This window comes from Sphingomonas abietis (assembly GCF_027625475.1).
Taxonomy (GTDB): Bacteria; Pseudomonadota; Alphaproteobacteria; order Sphingomonadales; family Sphingomonadaceae; genus Solisphingomonas; species Solisphingomonas abietis.
In genome coordinates this window covers 4251244-4266135 of the sequence record NZ_CP115174.1, presented here as the reverse complement: position 1 = coordinate 4266135, position 14892 = coordinate 4251244, and the positions used below count along the sequence as shown (strand labels likewise).

The 14892-nt window shown below is 68.3% G+C and carries 14 protein-coding genes, 1 tRNA gene and 1 pseudogene; 7 read left to right on the top strand and 9 right to left on the bottom strand.

Annotated features, from left to right (window positions below; genetic code table 11):
- Positions 1-21: 21 nt before the first annotated feature.
- The 6 genes and pseudogenes from PBT88_RS20205 to infA all read right to left on the bottom strand — a co-directional run bounded on the left by PBT88_RS20205 (position 22) and on the right by infA (position 3054).
- Positions 22-779: pseudogene (locus PBT88_RS20205) on the bottom strand (IS5 family transposase).
- Positions 780-925: 146 nt separating this feature from the next.
- Positions 926-1001: transfer RNA gene (locus PBT88_RS20200), tRNA-Phe, on the bottom strand.
- 61 nt (positions 1002-1062) lie between these two features.
- Positions 1063-1254: a DNA gyrase inhibitor YacG gene (locus PBT88_RS20195; protein WP_270077074.1), complete on the bottom strand. Its 192-nt coding sequence runs from the start codon at positions 1252-1254 to the stop codon at positions 1063-1065.
- Entirely contained in the window at positions 1241-2203 is a 963-nt protein-coding gene (locus PBT88_RS20190) for a ribonuclease (RefSeq protein ID WP_270077073.1), read from the bottom strand. The genes PBT88_RS20195 and PBT88_RS20190 overlap by 14 nt, the downstream gene beginning before the upstream one ends.
- The gene (locus PBT88_RS20185) at positions 2196-2798 is read right to left on the bottom strand and encodes a Maf family protein (protein ID WP_270077072.1); all 603 of its coding nucleotides are present in this window, start codon (positions 2796-2798) and stop codon (positions 2196-2198) included. The genes PBT88_RS20190 and PBT88_RS20185 overlap by 8 nt, the downstream gene beginning before the upstream one ends.
- A gap of 37 nt (positions 2799-2835) precedes the next feature.
- Positions 2836-3054 carry a translation initiation factor IF-1 gene (gene infA / locus PBT88_RS20180; protein ID WP_003049127.1) on the bottom strand — a complete coding sequence of 73 codons (219 nt, stop codon included), beginning with the start codon at positions 3052-3054 and terminating at the stop codon, positions 2836-2838.
- A 183-nt stretch (positions 3055-3237) separates the two neighbouring features.
- Between infA and PBT88_RS20175 the strand changes: the two genes are divergently transcribed.
- The 6 genes from PBT88_RS20175 to PBT88_RS20150 all read left to right on the top strand — a co-directional run bounded on the left by PBT88_RS20175 (position 3238) and on the right by PBT88_RS20150 (position 8936).
- Positions 3238-3669 carry an RrF2 family transcriptional regulator gene (locus PBT88_RS20175; protein WP_270077071.1) on the top strand — a complete coding sequence of 144 codons (432 nt, stop codon included), beginning with the start codon at positions 3238-3240 and terminating at the stop codon, positions 3667-3669.
- 124 nt (positions 3670-3793) lie between these two features.
- Positions 3794-4813 carry a sulfate ABC transporter substrate-binding protein gene (locus tag PBT88_RS20170; RefSeq protein ID WP_270077070.1) on the top strand — a complete coding sequence of 340 codons (1020 nt, stop codon included), beginning with the start codon at positions 3794-3796 and terminating at the stop codon, positions 4811-4813.
- Between the two features lie 114 nt (positions 4814-4927).
- On the top strand, positions 4928-6424 hold the full coding sequence (locus PBT88_RS20165; protein ID WP_270077069.1) for an OprO/OprP family phosphate-selective porin: 1497 nt from the start codon (positions 4928-4930) through the stop codon (positions 6422-6424).
- On the top strand, positions 6424-7311 hold the full coding sequence (cysT, locus tag PBT88_RS20160) for a sulfate ABC transporter permease subunit CysT (RefSeq protein WP_270077068.1): 888 nt from the start codon (positions 6424-6426) through the stop codon (positions 7309-7311). The genes PBT88_RS20165 and cysT overlap by 1 nt, the downstream gene beginning before the upstream one ends.
- Positions 7312-7335: 24 nt before the next feature.
- On the top strand, positions 7336-8184 hold the full coding sequence (gene cysW / locus PBT88_RS20155; protein ID WP_270077067.1) for a sulfate ABC transporter permease subunit CysW: 849 nt from the start codon (positions 7336-7338) through the stop codon (positions 8182-8184).
- Between the two features lie 35 nt (positions 8185-8219).
- Positions 8220-8936, top strand: a complete 717-nt coding sequence (locus PBT88_RS20150; RefSeq protein WP_270077066.1) for a sulfate/molybdate ABC transporter ATP-binding protein — start codon at positions 8220-8222, stop codon at positions 8934-8936.
- 14 nt (positions 8937-8950) lie between these two features.
- Here PBT88_RS20150 and PBT88_RS20145 read toward each other — a convergent pair whose 3' ends face one another.
- Positions 8951-11017 carry a TonB-dependent receptor gene (locus PBT88_RS20145; protein WP_270077065.1) on the bottom strand — a complete coding sequence of 689 codons (2067 nt, stop codon included), beginning with the start codon at positions 11015-11017 and terminating at the stop codon, positions 8951-8953.
- 78 nt (positions 11018-11095) lie between these two features.
- Between PBT88_RS20145 and PBT88_RS20140 the strand changes: the two genes are divergently transcribed.
- A complete protein-coding gene (locus PBT88_RS20140) occupies positions 11096-11683 on the top strand; it encodes a phosphatase PAP2 family protein (RefSeq protein ID WP_270077064.1) in 588 nt (195 codons plus the stop codon).
- 24 nt (positions 11684-11707) lie between these two features.
- Here the strand turns inward: PBT88_RS20140 and PBT88_RS20135 are convergent, their stop codons facing one another.
- Together PBT88_RS20135 and thiL are read right to left on the bottom strand one after the other, a co-directional pair.
- Complete coding sequence (locus tag PBT88_RS20135; protein WP_270077063.1) at positions 11708-13825, bottom strand: sodium-translocating pyrophosphatase; 2118 nt, start codon at positions 13823-13825, stop codon at positions 11708-11710.
- A gap of 133 nt (positions 13826-13958) precedes the next feature.
- Complete coding sequence (thiL, locus tag PBT88_RS20130; RefSeq protein WP_270077062.1) at positions 13959-14882, bottom strand: thiamine-phosphate kinase; 924 nt, start codon at positions 14880-14882, stop codon at positions 13959-13961.
- Positions 14883-14892: the final 10 nt, after the last annotated feature.

The window sequence follows — 14892 nt, the reverse complement described above, 5'->3', positions numbered from 1 at the left end:
AGTGCTAGGGCGGATCGACATTCAGCGTAGCCAGATCAAGGCAGCGGCGAGGTAAACGAAGCCGGTGAAGTGGTCGATGCGGCGATCATCGCGGGTCGCGAAGCGTCTGAAGTGTTTGAGGCGTCCGAAGCACCTCTCGATCTGGTTGCGATGCTTATAGATGCCGGTGTCGTGTGGGATGAAGATCTTGCGGTTGCGCTTGGAGGGGATCACCGCCACGGCATTCATCTCGGCAATGCGTGCCCGCAAGGTGTTGCCGTCATACGCTTTATCGGCCAGCACGGCGGATGTTTGCAGACCTTCGAGAAGGTCGGGTGCGACGGTTATATCGCTGGCCTGGCCGGGCGTGATGCGAAAGCGCACCGGGCGCCCGAAGGTATCGGCAAGCATGTGAATCTTGGTGGTCAGTCCACCTCGGGAACGCCCCAGCGCCTGATCCCTGGCCCCCCTTTTCCGGCCGCCGCCTGCTGATGGGCGCGAACGATGGTGCTGTCGATCATGAGATAGCTGTTGTCGCGGTCGGCGGCGAGCGTGTCGAACACCCGCTCCCACACGCCAGCATGGCACCAGCGGCTGAAGCGCCGATGCACCGTCTTCCACCGACCGTAGCGCTCCGGCAGATCGCACCAATGTGCTCCGGAGCGTAAAACCCACAAACACCCATTCACGAACAAACGGTTATCCGATCCGGTGCGGCCGGGATCGCTCGCCTTGCCAGGCAGCAGCGGCGCAATCCGCGTCCACTGTGCCTCGCTCACTTCGTACCATCCGATCCCCATCGCCTGCTCCGCGTCTCAACACCGCGCCTCATGAATCAGACATCAAACCCTTTGAGAATCCTGAATGTCGATCCGTCCCAGCTCTGCTTCCGTTTCGCTGAGAGAGCAAGAAGATGCTTACTGCGCTGATTTTGCTGGAGAATTTATGGTGCCCGGGGACGGAATCGAACCGCCGACACCGTGATTTTCAGTCACGTGCTCTACCAACTGAGCTACCCGGGCCTTCGCATATTCTGCAAAGCGAGGCGCGCCTATAGAAGGAGGCTGCGCGGTCTGTCCAGCCTCAATCTTCCTCATCGGTCGGGAGGGCTGCCCCGGGGACGCGGTAGCCCTCGCCGAGCCACTGCAGAAGGTCGCGATCGCGGCAGCCCTGGCCGCAGAAGGGAGCGTGGGCGGCAATCACGGGCTTGCCGCAGACCGGGCATCGTTCCGCGCGGCGGATCGGCGCGGGCGGGATAAGATCAGGGTTCGACATGGCCGGCCGATATGGCGAGCGTCGGGTCGGCCCGCAAGGCGATCGCCCCGCCGGTACGCCGGGCCAGCGCCGCGATCCAGTCGGCGCGTGCGGCGAGCCGGTCGATCACCGCCGGGGCGGCGGCGAGCGTGCGGGCGCCGACATCGCGCGAGGCCCGCCGCAGCAGCGTCAGCGCCGCGGTCAGCGCCGGATCGGCGCGCACCCACTCGGGGATCGAGGCGCGGGGGCGCGGGCGCACGATCTGGACGAAGCCGAAGCCGTTGACGGCGGTGCGCTCGAACGGTTGCGGCAGCACCGCGTCGATCGCGGCGGCGGCGGCGGCGCGCTCCGCCTTGGAGCCGAGCGTCGGCAGGTCGATGCCGATCGAGCCGCCGATCGCCAGCCGCCGTATCGCCTTGGCAGAAGCGCCTGCGCCGGCGATGGCGAGGTCGGCGGGGGGCAGGGCGCCATCGACGTCGAACAGCGCCATGGCGGGCGTCGGCGAGAGGCGGAGATGGCCGCCGGGAAAGTCGATCTCGCCGCTGGCCGCCTGCTCGATCAGTTCGGACCAGCCGGCCTGTTCCAGCCGATCCGGATCATGGGCGCCGATCCGCCGGGCCGGGCCGATCCGTTCGGCCAGCGTCGGCGCATCGCGTTCCTCGGCGGCGTTGGTGCTGCGCGCCCGCGCCGGCTTCAGGCGGCCGGGCTCGGGGATCGCTTCGCGGACCACTTCGACGAGCAGGGTGCGCCCCTGCGACAGGCCGCGCGGCACCGTTTCGAGAATGGCGTCGCCCAGCGCCGTGGCGATCCAGGCGCCGCCGCCGACCCGCTCGCCGAGCTTCGCCGCGATCACCGCGCCGATACGCAGGCGTGGGCCGAGGCGATCGATCGCGGCTTCGAGGATGGCGTCACCGTCGACAAGGGCAGCGCGATGCTCGCCAATGCCCTCGTCGAGCAGCCACTCAGCCAAGCTGCAGGCCGGCAAGCTGCAGGCCGGCAAGCTGGAGGCCCGCGGCGACCAGCAGCGCCCGCGTTTCGAACAGCGGCAGACCCATCACCCCGGAGTGGCTGCCGGTGAGGCTCTTCACGAAGCTTTCGGCAAAGCCCTGGATGGCATAGCCGCCGGCCTTGCCGATGCCTTCCCCGCCTTCGACATAGGCGTGGATCTCCTGGGGGGAGAGCCGCTTGAAGGCGAGGATGCTGGTCGATTCGCGATGGCGGGCGCGGCCGTCGGCGTCGATCAGCGTGACCGTGGAATAGACGCGATGACGGCGGCCGGACAGCAGCTCCAGGCAGCGGCGCGCGGTCGCTCGATCTTCGGCCTTGGGCAGGATGCGGCGGCCGCAGGCGACCACGGTGTCGCTCGCCAGCACGACCGCGCCGGGATGGCGTGCGGCGACGGCCGCCGCCTTCTCGGCCGCGAGCCTGCGGGCATGGGGCAGCGGCAGCTCGAGCCGGCGTGCGCTCTCGTCGATATCGGCGGGGTCAACCGCATCGGGCGTGACCCCGAGTCGCGCAAGCAGCTCGAGCCGGCGCGGGCTGGCGGAAGCCAGGACGAAACGCATGGAAACCCCCGTTATCGCGGCACGTGGCCGAGCCGCGTCACTTGAAGCGGTAGGTGATGCGGCCCTTGGTGAGATCATAAGGCGTCAGTTCGACGAGAACCTCGTCGCCCACCAGCACGCGGATGCGGTTCTTGCGCATCTTGCCGGCGGTGTGGCCCAAAATCTCATGGTCGTTTTCGAGGCGCACGCGGAACATGGCGTTGGGCAAAAGCTCCACCACCTGACCGCGCATCTCGAGCAGTTCTTCTTTCGCCATCAATCCTCATGGTCTGTCGCGCGGGCATCGTTGCGCGTGTCGATATGCGGGCGCCCATAGCCGCTGGCGCCCGATAAGGGAAGCGTCGCGCTTTCGGGGCGGCCCGTCGCGCCTGCAAATAACATCCCTTTCCGCGAAACGCTTCATTGCCGAGCAAGTTTATGGGGAATAAGGCGGGTCATCATGCTTGCCCAGAAGACCCGCTACGCGCTCCGTGCGCTGCTCTATCTTGCCGAAGCCGAGAAGGGGCGATCAGTGCAGGTCGCCGATATCGCAGCGACCCAGCAGGTGCCGCGCAAATATCTGGAGCTGATCCTGCTCGATCTCAAGAAAGCGGGCATGGTGTCGAGCCGGCGGGGGCCGGGCGGCGGCTATGTGCTGGCACGGGCGCCGGCGGAGATCAGCTTCGCCGAAGTGATCCGCCTGATGGACGGGCCGATCGCGCTGGTCCCCTGCGCGAGCCAGAATTTCTACGAGCGCTGCGACGATTGCCATGACGAGGCCGGCTGCGCGATCCGGATGGTGATGGCGCGGGTCCGCGAGGATGCGGATCGCATCCTGTCGGCCACCACGCTCGCCAATGCCGCGGCGTTCGAGGTGCTGGCCGCGGCCTGAGCGGCGCGGCCAAAGGCGCCGGTGCCGGGCGCAAAGCGCTGCTTGGGGTCGCTGATAGTTTTTCCCCATTCCCGACCAGCGGGATGGGGAATAGTTTTCGGCGATCACCAGGGAGGGAATATCGATGCGTCGCCTGATTCTTGCCGGCCTTGCCGCTTCGCTGATCGTCGGGCCGATCGCGGTTTCCGCCGCCGCCGCCGCGCCGGCACCGACCGAGATCCTCAACGTCTCCTACGATCCCACCCGCGAGCTCTATCAGGATATCGACGCATCCTTCGCCAAGGACTGGAAGGCGAAGACCGGGCAGGACGTCACCATCCGCCAGAGCCATGGCGGTTCGGGCGCGCAGGCGCGTTCGGTGATCGAGGGGTCGCCGGCCGACGTGGTGACGCTGGCGCTCGGCTATGACATCGATTCGATCGCCCAGAAGGCCAAGCTGCTGCCGGCCAACTGGCAGACCCGCCTGCCGCACAACAGCACGCCCTATTTCTCGACGATCGTCTTCCTCGTCCGCAAGGGCAATCCCAAGGGGATCAAGGATTGGGGCGATCTGATCAAGCCGGGCGTCTCTCTGATCACTCCCAACCCCAAGACCTCGGGCGGGGCGCGCTGGAACTATCTGGCGGCGTGGGGCTATGCCCAGAAGACCTACGGTGCCGCTGGCGCCAAGGATTACATGATCAAGCTGTTCAGGAACGTGCCGGTGCTCGATTCGGGCGCGCGCGGTGCGACCACGACCTTCGTCGAGCGTGGGCAGGGCGACGTGCTGCTCGCCTGGGAGAATGAGGCATTCCTCGCCGTCAATCAGCTCGGCCAGGGCAAGTTCGATATCGTCGTGCCGTCGGTGTCGATCCGGGCCGAGCCGCCGGTGGCGCTGGTCGACAAGAATGTCGATCAGAAGGGCACGCGCAAGGTCGCGCAGGCCTATCTCGACTATCTCTATACGCGCCCCGCGCAGCAGATCATCGCCAAGGATTATTACCGGCCGATCGACCCCGTCGTCGCCAAGCAGTATCTGGACAAGTTCCCGCGCATCCAGCTGTTCACCATCGATCGCAACTTCGGTGGTTGGGCCAAGGCGCAGGCCGCGCACTTCGCCGATGGCGCCGCGTTCGACCAGATTTTTGCCGCAGCCAAGCATTGAAGGCCGACGTCGAATATTGAATAACTGCATAGAGTAAAGCGTAAAACCAGGGGCGAACCCGCGGCGCCGGAAGCGCGGCCTGCGGGAATCGCTCGATCGAGAGGGGCTTACTCTATGCGAAACCTGCTGCTCGGCGGGGTGTCCTTCATGGCACTCGCCGCTTCGCCCGCGCTCGCCGCGAAACCCGCCTCCAACGCCGCCATCCTCGAACGCCTGAACGCGCTCGAAGCCAGGGTCGATGCGCTGCAGGCGGAGAATGCCGATCTCCACCGCCAGGTCGACGCCCAGAGGACCAGCGTCGCCACCATCCCCGCCCAGATCGATACCGCGGTGGCGCGGGCGGCGCCGCAGATCGCCCAGGCGCCGGCGCGGGCCGCCTCGTCGGGGGGCGCGGACACCGCCAAGCCCAACATGACCGCCGGGACAAGCTGGACGATCGTGCCCCAGTTCAATTCGCCCGACGGCAATTTCACCTTCAAGCCGCGCGGCCTGGTCGATGTCGATTATGCCGCGTTCACCGAGCGCAAGGGTGGCTACGACTATAATAACGGCACCCAGATCCGGCGGGGCCGCTTCGGATTCGACGGCAGCATGTTCAGGCAGTTCGCCTGGCGGCTCGAGGGCGAGTGGGTCGGCGGCCAGGCCAGCCTGCTCGATGCCTATGTCGCCTATACCGGCGTCAAGAACTTCACCCTCGTGCTCGGGCAGCTCAAGATCCCGGCCGGGCTGGAGGCGAACAGCGCCGATGCGTTCAACGAGTTCCTCGAGCGGGGCATGGCCAATACCGCCTTCGGCGCGGTCGGTGGCGAACGCCGCGTCGGCGTCACCGTCGCCTATGCCGACAGGTTGATCACCGCGACGGGCGGTTTCTACGGCGCCAATGAATCGATCAGCCGCAACGCCACCACCCCCGACGAGGTGTGGGGCTATAATGGCCGCGTCACGATCGAGCCGATCAACGATCCGCGCCACCTCATCCATGTCGGCGCGTCCGCCTATCATGTGAAGGATCTCGCCGGGAACAGCGTGACGCTGGCCGATCGCCCGAATGTCCGGGTCGACAACGGCAATATCGAATCGGTCACGATCACCGGCACCAACCCGGCCGGCGGCCCACAGACCGGGGTTAGCAACGCCACCTTTTACGGCTTCGAAGGGGCGGGCGTATACGGCCCCTTCTCGGTGCAGGGCGAGTATAGCCATATGCGCCTCGATCGGTTCGGCGCGGCGCCGTCGCTGAACTTCGATGGATGGTATGCCTTCGGCAGCATCCTCCTCACCGGCGAGGCGCGCAGCTTCAAGGGCGGCGTCATCGATCGCCTCCGCCCCATTCGTTCCTTTGACCCGGCCAAGGGAAATTGGGGTGCCTTCGAACTGGCGCTGCGCTACGACCGCCTCAATCTGACCGACCACAGACTGTCGCCGCTCGACCATGATGCCCATGCATGGACGGCGGCGATGAACTGGTATCTGACGGGAAATATGAAGGTGCTGTTCAACTATATCCGCTTCGAGGGGCAGAACTCTCCGCTCGTCGTAGCGCCGGTCAGCCTCAACGGCACCACCGCGAAGGGCGATGCCTTCGCGACGAGGCTGCACCTCGACTTCTGATGACGATCGCGCCGCCTCTCTCCGCACCCGCCATCGGGAAGGGCAGGGTGAGCCGGCGCCGGCGGCCCCGCTCGGCCATGCCCGGCCTCGGCCTGACGCTGGGCCTGACCTGGCTGTGGCTCGGCATTCTCGTGCTGCTGCCGCTGGCGGCGGTGGCGGCCAAGTCGCTGAGTCTCGGGCCGGCGCATTTCGCCGAGGTGGCGTTCAGCCCCCGCGCGCTCGCCGCCTATCGGCTGAGTTTCGGCGCTGCCTTGGCGGCGGGTGCGATCAACACCGTGTTCGGGCTGCTGATCGCCTGGGTGCTGGTGCGTTACGATTTCCCCGGCAAGCGGCTGGCCAGCGCGCTGGTCGATCTGCCCTTCGCCTTGCCCACGGCGGTGGCGGGCATCGCGCTGACCGCGATCTACGCCAATACCGGTTTCCTCGGCGGGTTGCTGCAAGCGGCGGGGATCAAGATCGCCTATACGCCGGCCGGCGTGGTGCTGGCGCTGGTGTTCATCGGCCTGCCCTTCGTGGTCCGCACCGTCGAGCCGGTGCTGTCCGATCTCGGCAAGGATATCGAGGAAGCCGCGGCGACGCTGGGTGCCGGGCGCGCCACCATCTTCCGTCGCGTGCTGCTGCCGGAGATCGCGCCGGCGCTGCTCACCGGCTTCGCGCTCGCCTTCGCGCGGGGCGTCGGCGAATATGGCTCGGTGATCTTCATCGCCGGCAACATGCCCTTCCAGTCCGAGATCGCGCCGTTGCTGATCGTCACCCAGCTCGAACAGTTCGATTATGAGGGCGCGACCGCAATCGCCGCGGTGATGCTGATTGCCTCCTTCGTGCTGCTGGCCGCGATCAACGCCCTCCAGGCGCGCGAGCGCCAATGGCGGAGCACCGGCCAATGAGGCGCGGTCGATGAGGGGCGGGGCATGAGCCTGCGTGCGAAAAGCGCCGTCACCGAGCCGCGCTCGATCCGTGCGCTGCTGATCGGCATCGCCGTCCTGTGGCTGGCGCTGATCATCTTCGCGCCGCTGATCGCGGTGTTCGTGCAGGCCTTCGCCAAGGGCGCGCCCGCCTTCTGGGCGGCGATCGACGAGCCGGATGCCTGGGCCTCGATCAAGCTGACATTGATCACCGCCGCGATCGTGGTGCCGTTCAATTCGGCGTTCGGCATGGCGGCGGCATGGGCGATATCGAAGCACGACTTTCGCGGACGCAATCTGCTGGTCAACCTGATCGACCTGCCCTTCTCGGTCTCGCCGGTGGTGGCCGGGTTGATGTTCGTGCTGTTGTTCGGCGCGAACGGCTGGTTCGGGCCGTTCCTGATGGAGCATGGCGTCCGGATCATGTTCGCGGTGCCGGCGATCGTGATCGCCACCGCCTTCGTCACCTTCCCCTTCGTCGCGCGCGAGCTGATCCCGCTGATGATGGCGCAGGGCCGGGCCGAGGAAGAGGCCGCGCTGACGCTGGGCGCCGGCGGCTTCCAGACCTTCTGGCACGTCACCCTGCCCAATATCCGCTGGGGCCTGCTCTATGGCATCCTCCTCACCAATGCGCGGGCGATGGGCGAGTTCGGCGCGGTATCGGTGGTGTCCGGCCATATCCGCGGGCTGACCAACACCATGCCGCTGCATGTCGAGGTGTTGTACAACGAGTATAATTTCGTCGGCGCCTTCGCCGTCGCCTCGCTGCTGGCGCTACTCGCGCTGGTGACGCTGGGGGTGAAGGCGTTCCTCGAATGGCGCCATCGCGATCAACTCGCAGCGACGGGACACTAGCGATCGCTCGTCGACCGCGAAACCAAAGAGACACGATGACGATTACCATCGACGCCATCACCAAGACCTTCGACACCAGCTCGGCGCTCAAGGGCGTCAGCCTGGAGGTCGCCGACGGCGCGTTCGTCGCGCTGCTCGGCCCGTCGGGATCGGGCAAGACCACGCTGCTGCGGATCATCGCCGGGCTGGAGACGGCGGATTCGGGCCGCATCCTGTTCGGCGGCGAGGATGTCACCGATCGTGCGGTGCAGGATCGCCGGATCGGCTTCGTCTTCCAGCATTACGCCCTGTTCCGCCACATGACGGTGGCGCAGAACATCGCCTTCGGCCTGACCGTGATGAAGCGCGGCCAGCGCCCGAAGGCCGCGCAGATCGCGGCGCGGGTGCAGGAGCTGCTCGATCTGGTGCAACTGCCCGATCTCGGCGGTCGCTTTCCCTCGCAGCTGTCCGGCGGCCAGCGGCAGCGCGTCGCGCTCGCCCGTGCCTTGGCCCGCGATCCGGCGATCCTGCTGCTCGACGAGCCGTTCGGCGCGCTCGACGCCAAGGTGCGTCGCGAACTGCGCGGCGCGCTGCGCGAGATCCACGATCGCGTCGGGCTGACCTCGATCTTCGTCACCCATGATCGCGAGGAGGCGTTCGCGCTCGCCGACAAGGTGGCGATCCTGTCGAGCGGGCGGATCGAACAATATGACACGCCGGCCGACGTCGAAAAGGCGCCGGCCAGCGATTTCGTCCGCGATTTCGTGATCTAGCGATCGAGCGGCGGTCAGGCGCCGTTGCGCGCCTGACCGTAGCGGAAGCCGATCCATAGCGTGCGCGGCGTCGCGCGCTCGATGATGTCGTCGCCCGATATGGCCGCGTCGACCCGTGTGTTGGTGACATTCTCGCCACGCAGCTGGACGGAGAAGCCGTGCGCCAGCGGGATCAGCGCGGTGGCATCCAGCGTCACCGCACTCTTGAGCGTTTCGGTGTTCTGGTCGTCCTCGAACTGCGGGCCGACATAGCGCAGGGTTGCCGACAGATCGGCGAAATTGCGGACCCAGCCGAGCGTGGCGGAGGCGGAGTGCCTGGCGGTCTGCGCGGGGCGCAGGCCGTCGATCGCGGTGTCCGAGCGGACATGCGCGTCGGTATAGGCATAGGATGCCGACAGCCGCCACGCACCGAGCAGCAGGCGGGCATCCAGTTCCGCGCCCTTCGAGCTGACGGCATTGAGATTCTCGCGTTCGAGGCAATGGCCGGTCGCGGCGAGGCCGGGGCAGAGCGTCGCGCGGCTCGCCCCGGTGATGGTGACGTTGCCGATCGCATCCTCCAGCCGGTTGGCGAAGACGGTCGCGGACACGTGCAGCGTCGGCAGCGGATCGAAGTCCACGCCGGCATCGACGCCGCGCAGCCGCTCGGGCTTGAGCAGCGCATTGGCGACGGTCGAATCCTGGCCGACCCGATAGGGGCGGTAGAGCTCGTTGAGCGTCGGCAGGCGCCACCCGAGATAGCCGGCGCCGCGCAGCGTGATCGCACCGTCGCCGGGCTTCCAGGCGATGCCGCCGCGGCCGGTCGGTCGCCAGCCCGATCGATCGGCGAACTGACGGCTGCTCGCCAGCGGCCCGGTGGCGTAGCTGCTCTGGTGGAGGAAGCCGTCGATGATCTGCCAGTGGTCGATCCGGCCGCCGGCGGTGAGCGTCACGCCGGTCAGCGGCTCCGCGCTGGCTTCGGCGAAGCCGCCGACGGTCAGCTCCTTGCCGCCCGCCTCGCGATGGTTGGCAGGCGCGCCGGCGACATATTGATATTGCTCGTCGGTCTCGCCGGTGACGTAGCGGGTGTCGCCGCCGATCCTGAGCTGGATATGCTCGCCGAGCGGCGGCCGCACCTCGACCTTGCCACCGAGGCCGGTGGACGGCACCGAATATTGGTTGAGGGTCTGGGTCGCGGTGTCGCGCGGCACGTTCACCGAGGTGATCGAGGCGAAGCCGGCCGAGAAGCTGCGCATCTGGACATAAGCGAGCGCCTCATAGCCCCATGGTCCGTGACCGACGAGGCGGAGGCTGGCATCGGCGCCCTTGGTGCTGTTGGGCTGGTACGGGGTGCCGCGCGTGCGCTGGTCGGTGAAGATCAGGCCCGATGCCTGCAACTCGCTGCTCCCCCAGACCGGGAACACGGCGCGGCCGGAGAGGCTGCCCTGGCGATAGGGGGCGGCCTCGTCGACCGGGCCGCGATCCTCCTTCACGATCGGCACGAAACCGTCGCCACGCGCATAGCCGGCGGAGAGAAAGCCGTAGCCGCCGCCCATCGTGCCCGAGACGCCGGCATGGGCATCGACCGAATTGCGGCTGCCATAAGCGGCATCGGCCCAGATCGGCGGCAACTGGTTTGGCCCGGCGCTTTCGAGTTCGATCGTGCCGGCGAGCGCGCCGGGGCCGAACGCGCCCGATCCGCCGCCGCGGGTGACGCGGACGAGGCCGAGGCGCTCGGGATCGATTGCCGAATAGCTCAGCCAGCCGCCGAACGGATCGGTGAAGGGCACGCCGTCGAGCGTCACGAGCGCGCGCGACGAGGCGTTGCCGCCCAGCCCGCGCAGCGTCGCGCCCTGGCTGGTCGGCTGGGCGGAGGTCGAATCCGATCGGCGAAACTGGGCGAAGCCGGCGACATCGCCGAGGATGTCCTCGAGCCGGCCGCTGGCATTGTCCTCGAGCCGGCTGCGATCGATGGTGGCGACGTCATAGGCGGCATCGCCCGGCGTCTGCGGCAGGCTGCCGCCGGTGACGACGATCTCCGGCGGGAGGGACTGGGCAAGGGCGGGCGCCGCGACGGTGGCGGCAAACAGGGCAAGGCGCTTCATCGGCAACCCCTTGGCATAGGTGCTTCTTTCTGTCCTCCCCGATTGTATCTCGGGCCGGCGGCGTGGCATCGCGCGACGATGGATATGCGTCTCCCCGCTGTGCGGCTGATTCTCGCCGGTGCGGCCCTGCTGCTGACCGGGCTGCTGCTGTGGTGGCTCGTGCCGGTCGATAGCGCCGTGCATCATGCGGCCTTGCTGGCGAGGCAGGGCTGGGCGGTACGGCCGGCGCGGTGGCTGTCGGCGCTGGGCGGGCTGACCGGGATGGGGCCGATCGCGCTGGTGGCGGTGGCGCTGCTGGTCTGGCGCGGCCCGCGCGGCACCGGGCTGTGGCTGCTGTTCACGCTGGCGAGCGGGCGGCTGGTGGTCGAGGGCATCAAGCTGATCGTCCAGCGCCCCCGCCCGCCGCTGGCGGATCGGCTGGAGTCGGTCACGTCTTGGAGCTTCCCGAGTTCGCACAGCGCCGGCACGATGATGACCTGCATTGCTCTTGCCGCGCTGTGGCGTCGCCCCGCCGGCTGGTGGGGGGCGTGCCTGCTGGCGGCTGCGGTGGGCTGGAGCCGCATCGCGCTCGGCGTCCACTGGCCGAGCGACGTGCTGGCCGGCTGGGGCTTCGGGCTGCTGTGGATCGGGGCGGCGCTCCGGTGGAAGCCACCCCTCCGGCGCTAACGCCCCGCCCCCGACCTTCCGCCGCTAGCCGCCGTGGCTGGCGAGCGCCGCCAGCAGCAGCAGCGCCACGATGTTGGTGATCTTGATCATCGGGTTCACCGCCGGCCCGGCGGTGTCCTTGTAGGGGTCGCCCACCGTGTCGCCGGTGATCGCCGCCTTGTGGGCCTCCGATCCCTTGCCGCCGTAATTGCCGTCCTCGATGAACTTCTTGGCATTGTCCCAGGCGCCGCCACCCGACGTCATCGACAGCGCCACGAACAGCCCGGAGACGATCACGCCGAGCAGCAGCGCGCCGAGCGCCGCGAAGCCGTTCGCCTGGCCGGCGACCGCGCGGATCGCGAAGTAGACGAGGATCGGCGCCAGCACCGGCAGCAGCGAGGGGATGATCATCTCGCGGATCGCGGCGCGGGTGACGAGATCGACGGTGCGGGCATAATTGGGCCGCGCCGTGCCGGCCAAGATGCCGGGATTGTCGCGGAACTGGGCGCGCACCTCTTCCACCACCGCGCCCGCCGCGCGGCCGACCGCGGTCATGCCGAACGCCCCGAACAGATAGGGCAGCAGTGCGCCGAGCAGGAGCCCGACGATGACATAGGGGTTGCCTAGCGCAAAATCGACGGTGAGGGTGGGGAAGAAGGTCTTGAGATCGGTGGTGTAGGCGCCGAACAGCACCAGTGCGGCAAGCCCTGCCGATCCGATCGCATAGCCCTTGGTCACCGCCTTGGTGGTGTTGCCGACCGCATCGAGCGCGTCGGTGCGGGACCGGACACTATCCTCCAGCCCGGCCATCTCGGCGATGCCGCCGGCATTGTCGGTGACGGGACCATAAGCGTCGAGCGCCACCACCATCCCGGCCAGCGCCAGCATCGCGGTCGCGGCGAAGGCGATGCCGAGCAGCCCGGCGAGCTGGAAGGCGACCACCACCGCGATCACGATCACCAGCGTCGGCAGCGCCGTCGCTTCGAGGCTGATCGCGAGGCCCTGGATGACGTTGGTGCCATGGCCGGTCTGCGAGGCGAAGGCGATCGATCGCACCGGCCGATAGGAAGTGCCGGTATAATATTCGGTGATCCACACCAGCGCGCCGGTGACGGCAAGCCCGACCAGCATCGACCAGAACAGGCTCATCCCGGTGATCGCGGCCCCCGTCGCGGTGGTGCCGATCGCCGCGTGGATGTCGCCGAGCGCCCATGAGGTGGCGCCGTAGATCGCCGGCACCGCAAGCAGCGCGGCGGTCCAGAAGCCCTTGTAGAGCGCGCCCATGATCGAGCCCCGTCCGAGCCGGACCATGAAGGTGCCGATGATCGAGGTGACGATGCACACGCCGCCGACCAGCAAAGGCAGCGCCATCAGCCGCAGCGTCGCTTGCGGATCGGCGCCCGGCGAGGCCAGCGCGATCGTCACCATGGTGACGCCGAGCGTCACCACATAGGTTTCGAACAGATCGGCGGCCATGCCGGCGCAATCGCCGACATTGTCGCCGACATTGTCCGCGATCACCGCCGGGTTGCGGGGATCGTCCTCGGGGATGCCGGCCTCGACCTTGCCGACCAGATCGGCGCCGACGTCCGCCGCCTTGGTGAAGATGCCGCCGCCGAGCCGCGCGAAGATCGAGATCAAGGAGGCGCCGAAGCTCAGCGCGACCAGCGCGTCGATCACGGTGCGATCATGGGGGGCGCCCGGCACATGATGCGCCGGGCCGACCAGATACCAGAAGAAGAGGCTGATCGAGAGCAGGCCGAGGCCGGCCACCAGCATCCCGGTGATCGCGCCCGACTGGAAGGCGGCGGTGAGCCCGCCCTGCAACGATCCCCGCGCCGCCTCAGCCGTCCGCACATTGGCACGCACCGAGACGGTCATGCCGATGAAGCCGGTGAGGCCGGACAGCAGCGCGCCGATCACGAATCCGGTCGCCGAGACCGCCCCCAGCGTCGCGAAGATGATCACCGCCATCACCACGCCGACGATCGCGATGGTGGTATATTGCCGAGCGAGATAGGCCTTGGCACCTTCCTGGATGGCGCCGGCGATGGCGATCATGCGGGCGTTGCCGGCCGGTAGCCGCAACAGGATCTGGCTGGTGACGAGGCCGTAGAGCACGGCCAGCAGCCCGCAGGCGATGGCCACAAAGACGACGATCATGGGCAGTCCTCCTCCGGACAGGCCCTCGTCTGGTGTCGCCGCTGCCCCGGTTTTCCGGGATCGGCCGGCGCTGAAAGGCCTTCCGGCACCGAATAGACCGCGAATAGCCGGCCTTGGCAAGCCGGTTGAACGATCAATCGCGGCGGTGTTCGTAGCCGAGCCGGCGGGGAAGCGGGATCGGCCCGTCGCGGTCATGGAGCGAGAGGCCGCTCCCGTCGGCAAAACGGCCGATCCGGGTCGCGCCGATCGCCGCGATCCTCGTGGCGTCATCGGGCGCTGCGGCGAGGATCAGGGCATAATCGTCGCCGGCGGTGGCGGCGGCGATCCGGGCGGCGCGATCGTCTCCCGCATAAGCGGTCAGGGCGGCCGAGCGCGGCACCGCGCCGAGATCGACGGCGACGGCGAGACCCGAGGCGGTGGCGATCCGCGCCGCGTCGATCAGCAGCCCGTCCGAGACGTCGGCCATGGCATGGGCGAGCGGGGCCAGCGCCCGGCCCTCCGCCAGCAGGGGGCGGGGCCGGCGATAGGCGGCGAGCAGTCCGTCGCTTCCGGCCTCGCCTGGCGCGCCAGCTTGGGCAATGGCGAGGCCGGCGCCGGCCTCGCCGATCGCGCCGATCAGCCAGAGATCGTCCCCCGCCCGCGCGCCGCGCCGATCGGGCGCGTGGGACGAGCGGCCGATCGCGGTCAGTCCGATCATCCGTGCTGCGCCGGCCGGTGCCGACACGGTATCGCCGCCGAGCAGCGGTACGCCGAAATGCGCGAGCGCCTCGGCCAGTCCGTCCGCGAAGGCCGCGTCCCATCCCGCATTGGCCAGCGGATAGCCGAGCAGCACGCCTTCGGGCACCGCGCCCTTGGCGGCGAGATCGGAGAGGTTCACCGCCAGCAGCTTCCACGCGACGTCGGCGGGCGGATCGTTCGGCAGATAGTGGACGCTCTCCACGATCATGTCGTGGGTGAGCACGAGATCGCCGAGCACGGCGGCGTCGTCCATCAATCCGCGGGCGGCGATGTGGGTGGCGTGTCCGCGCAGGCGCTGGATGAACTCGTCTTCGGTCATGAGCGCGCTT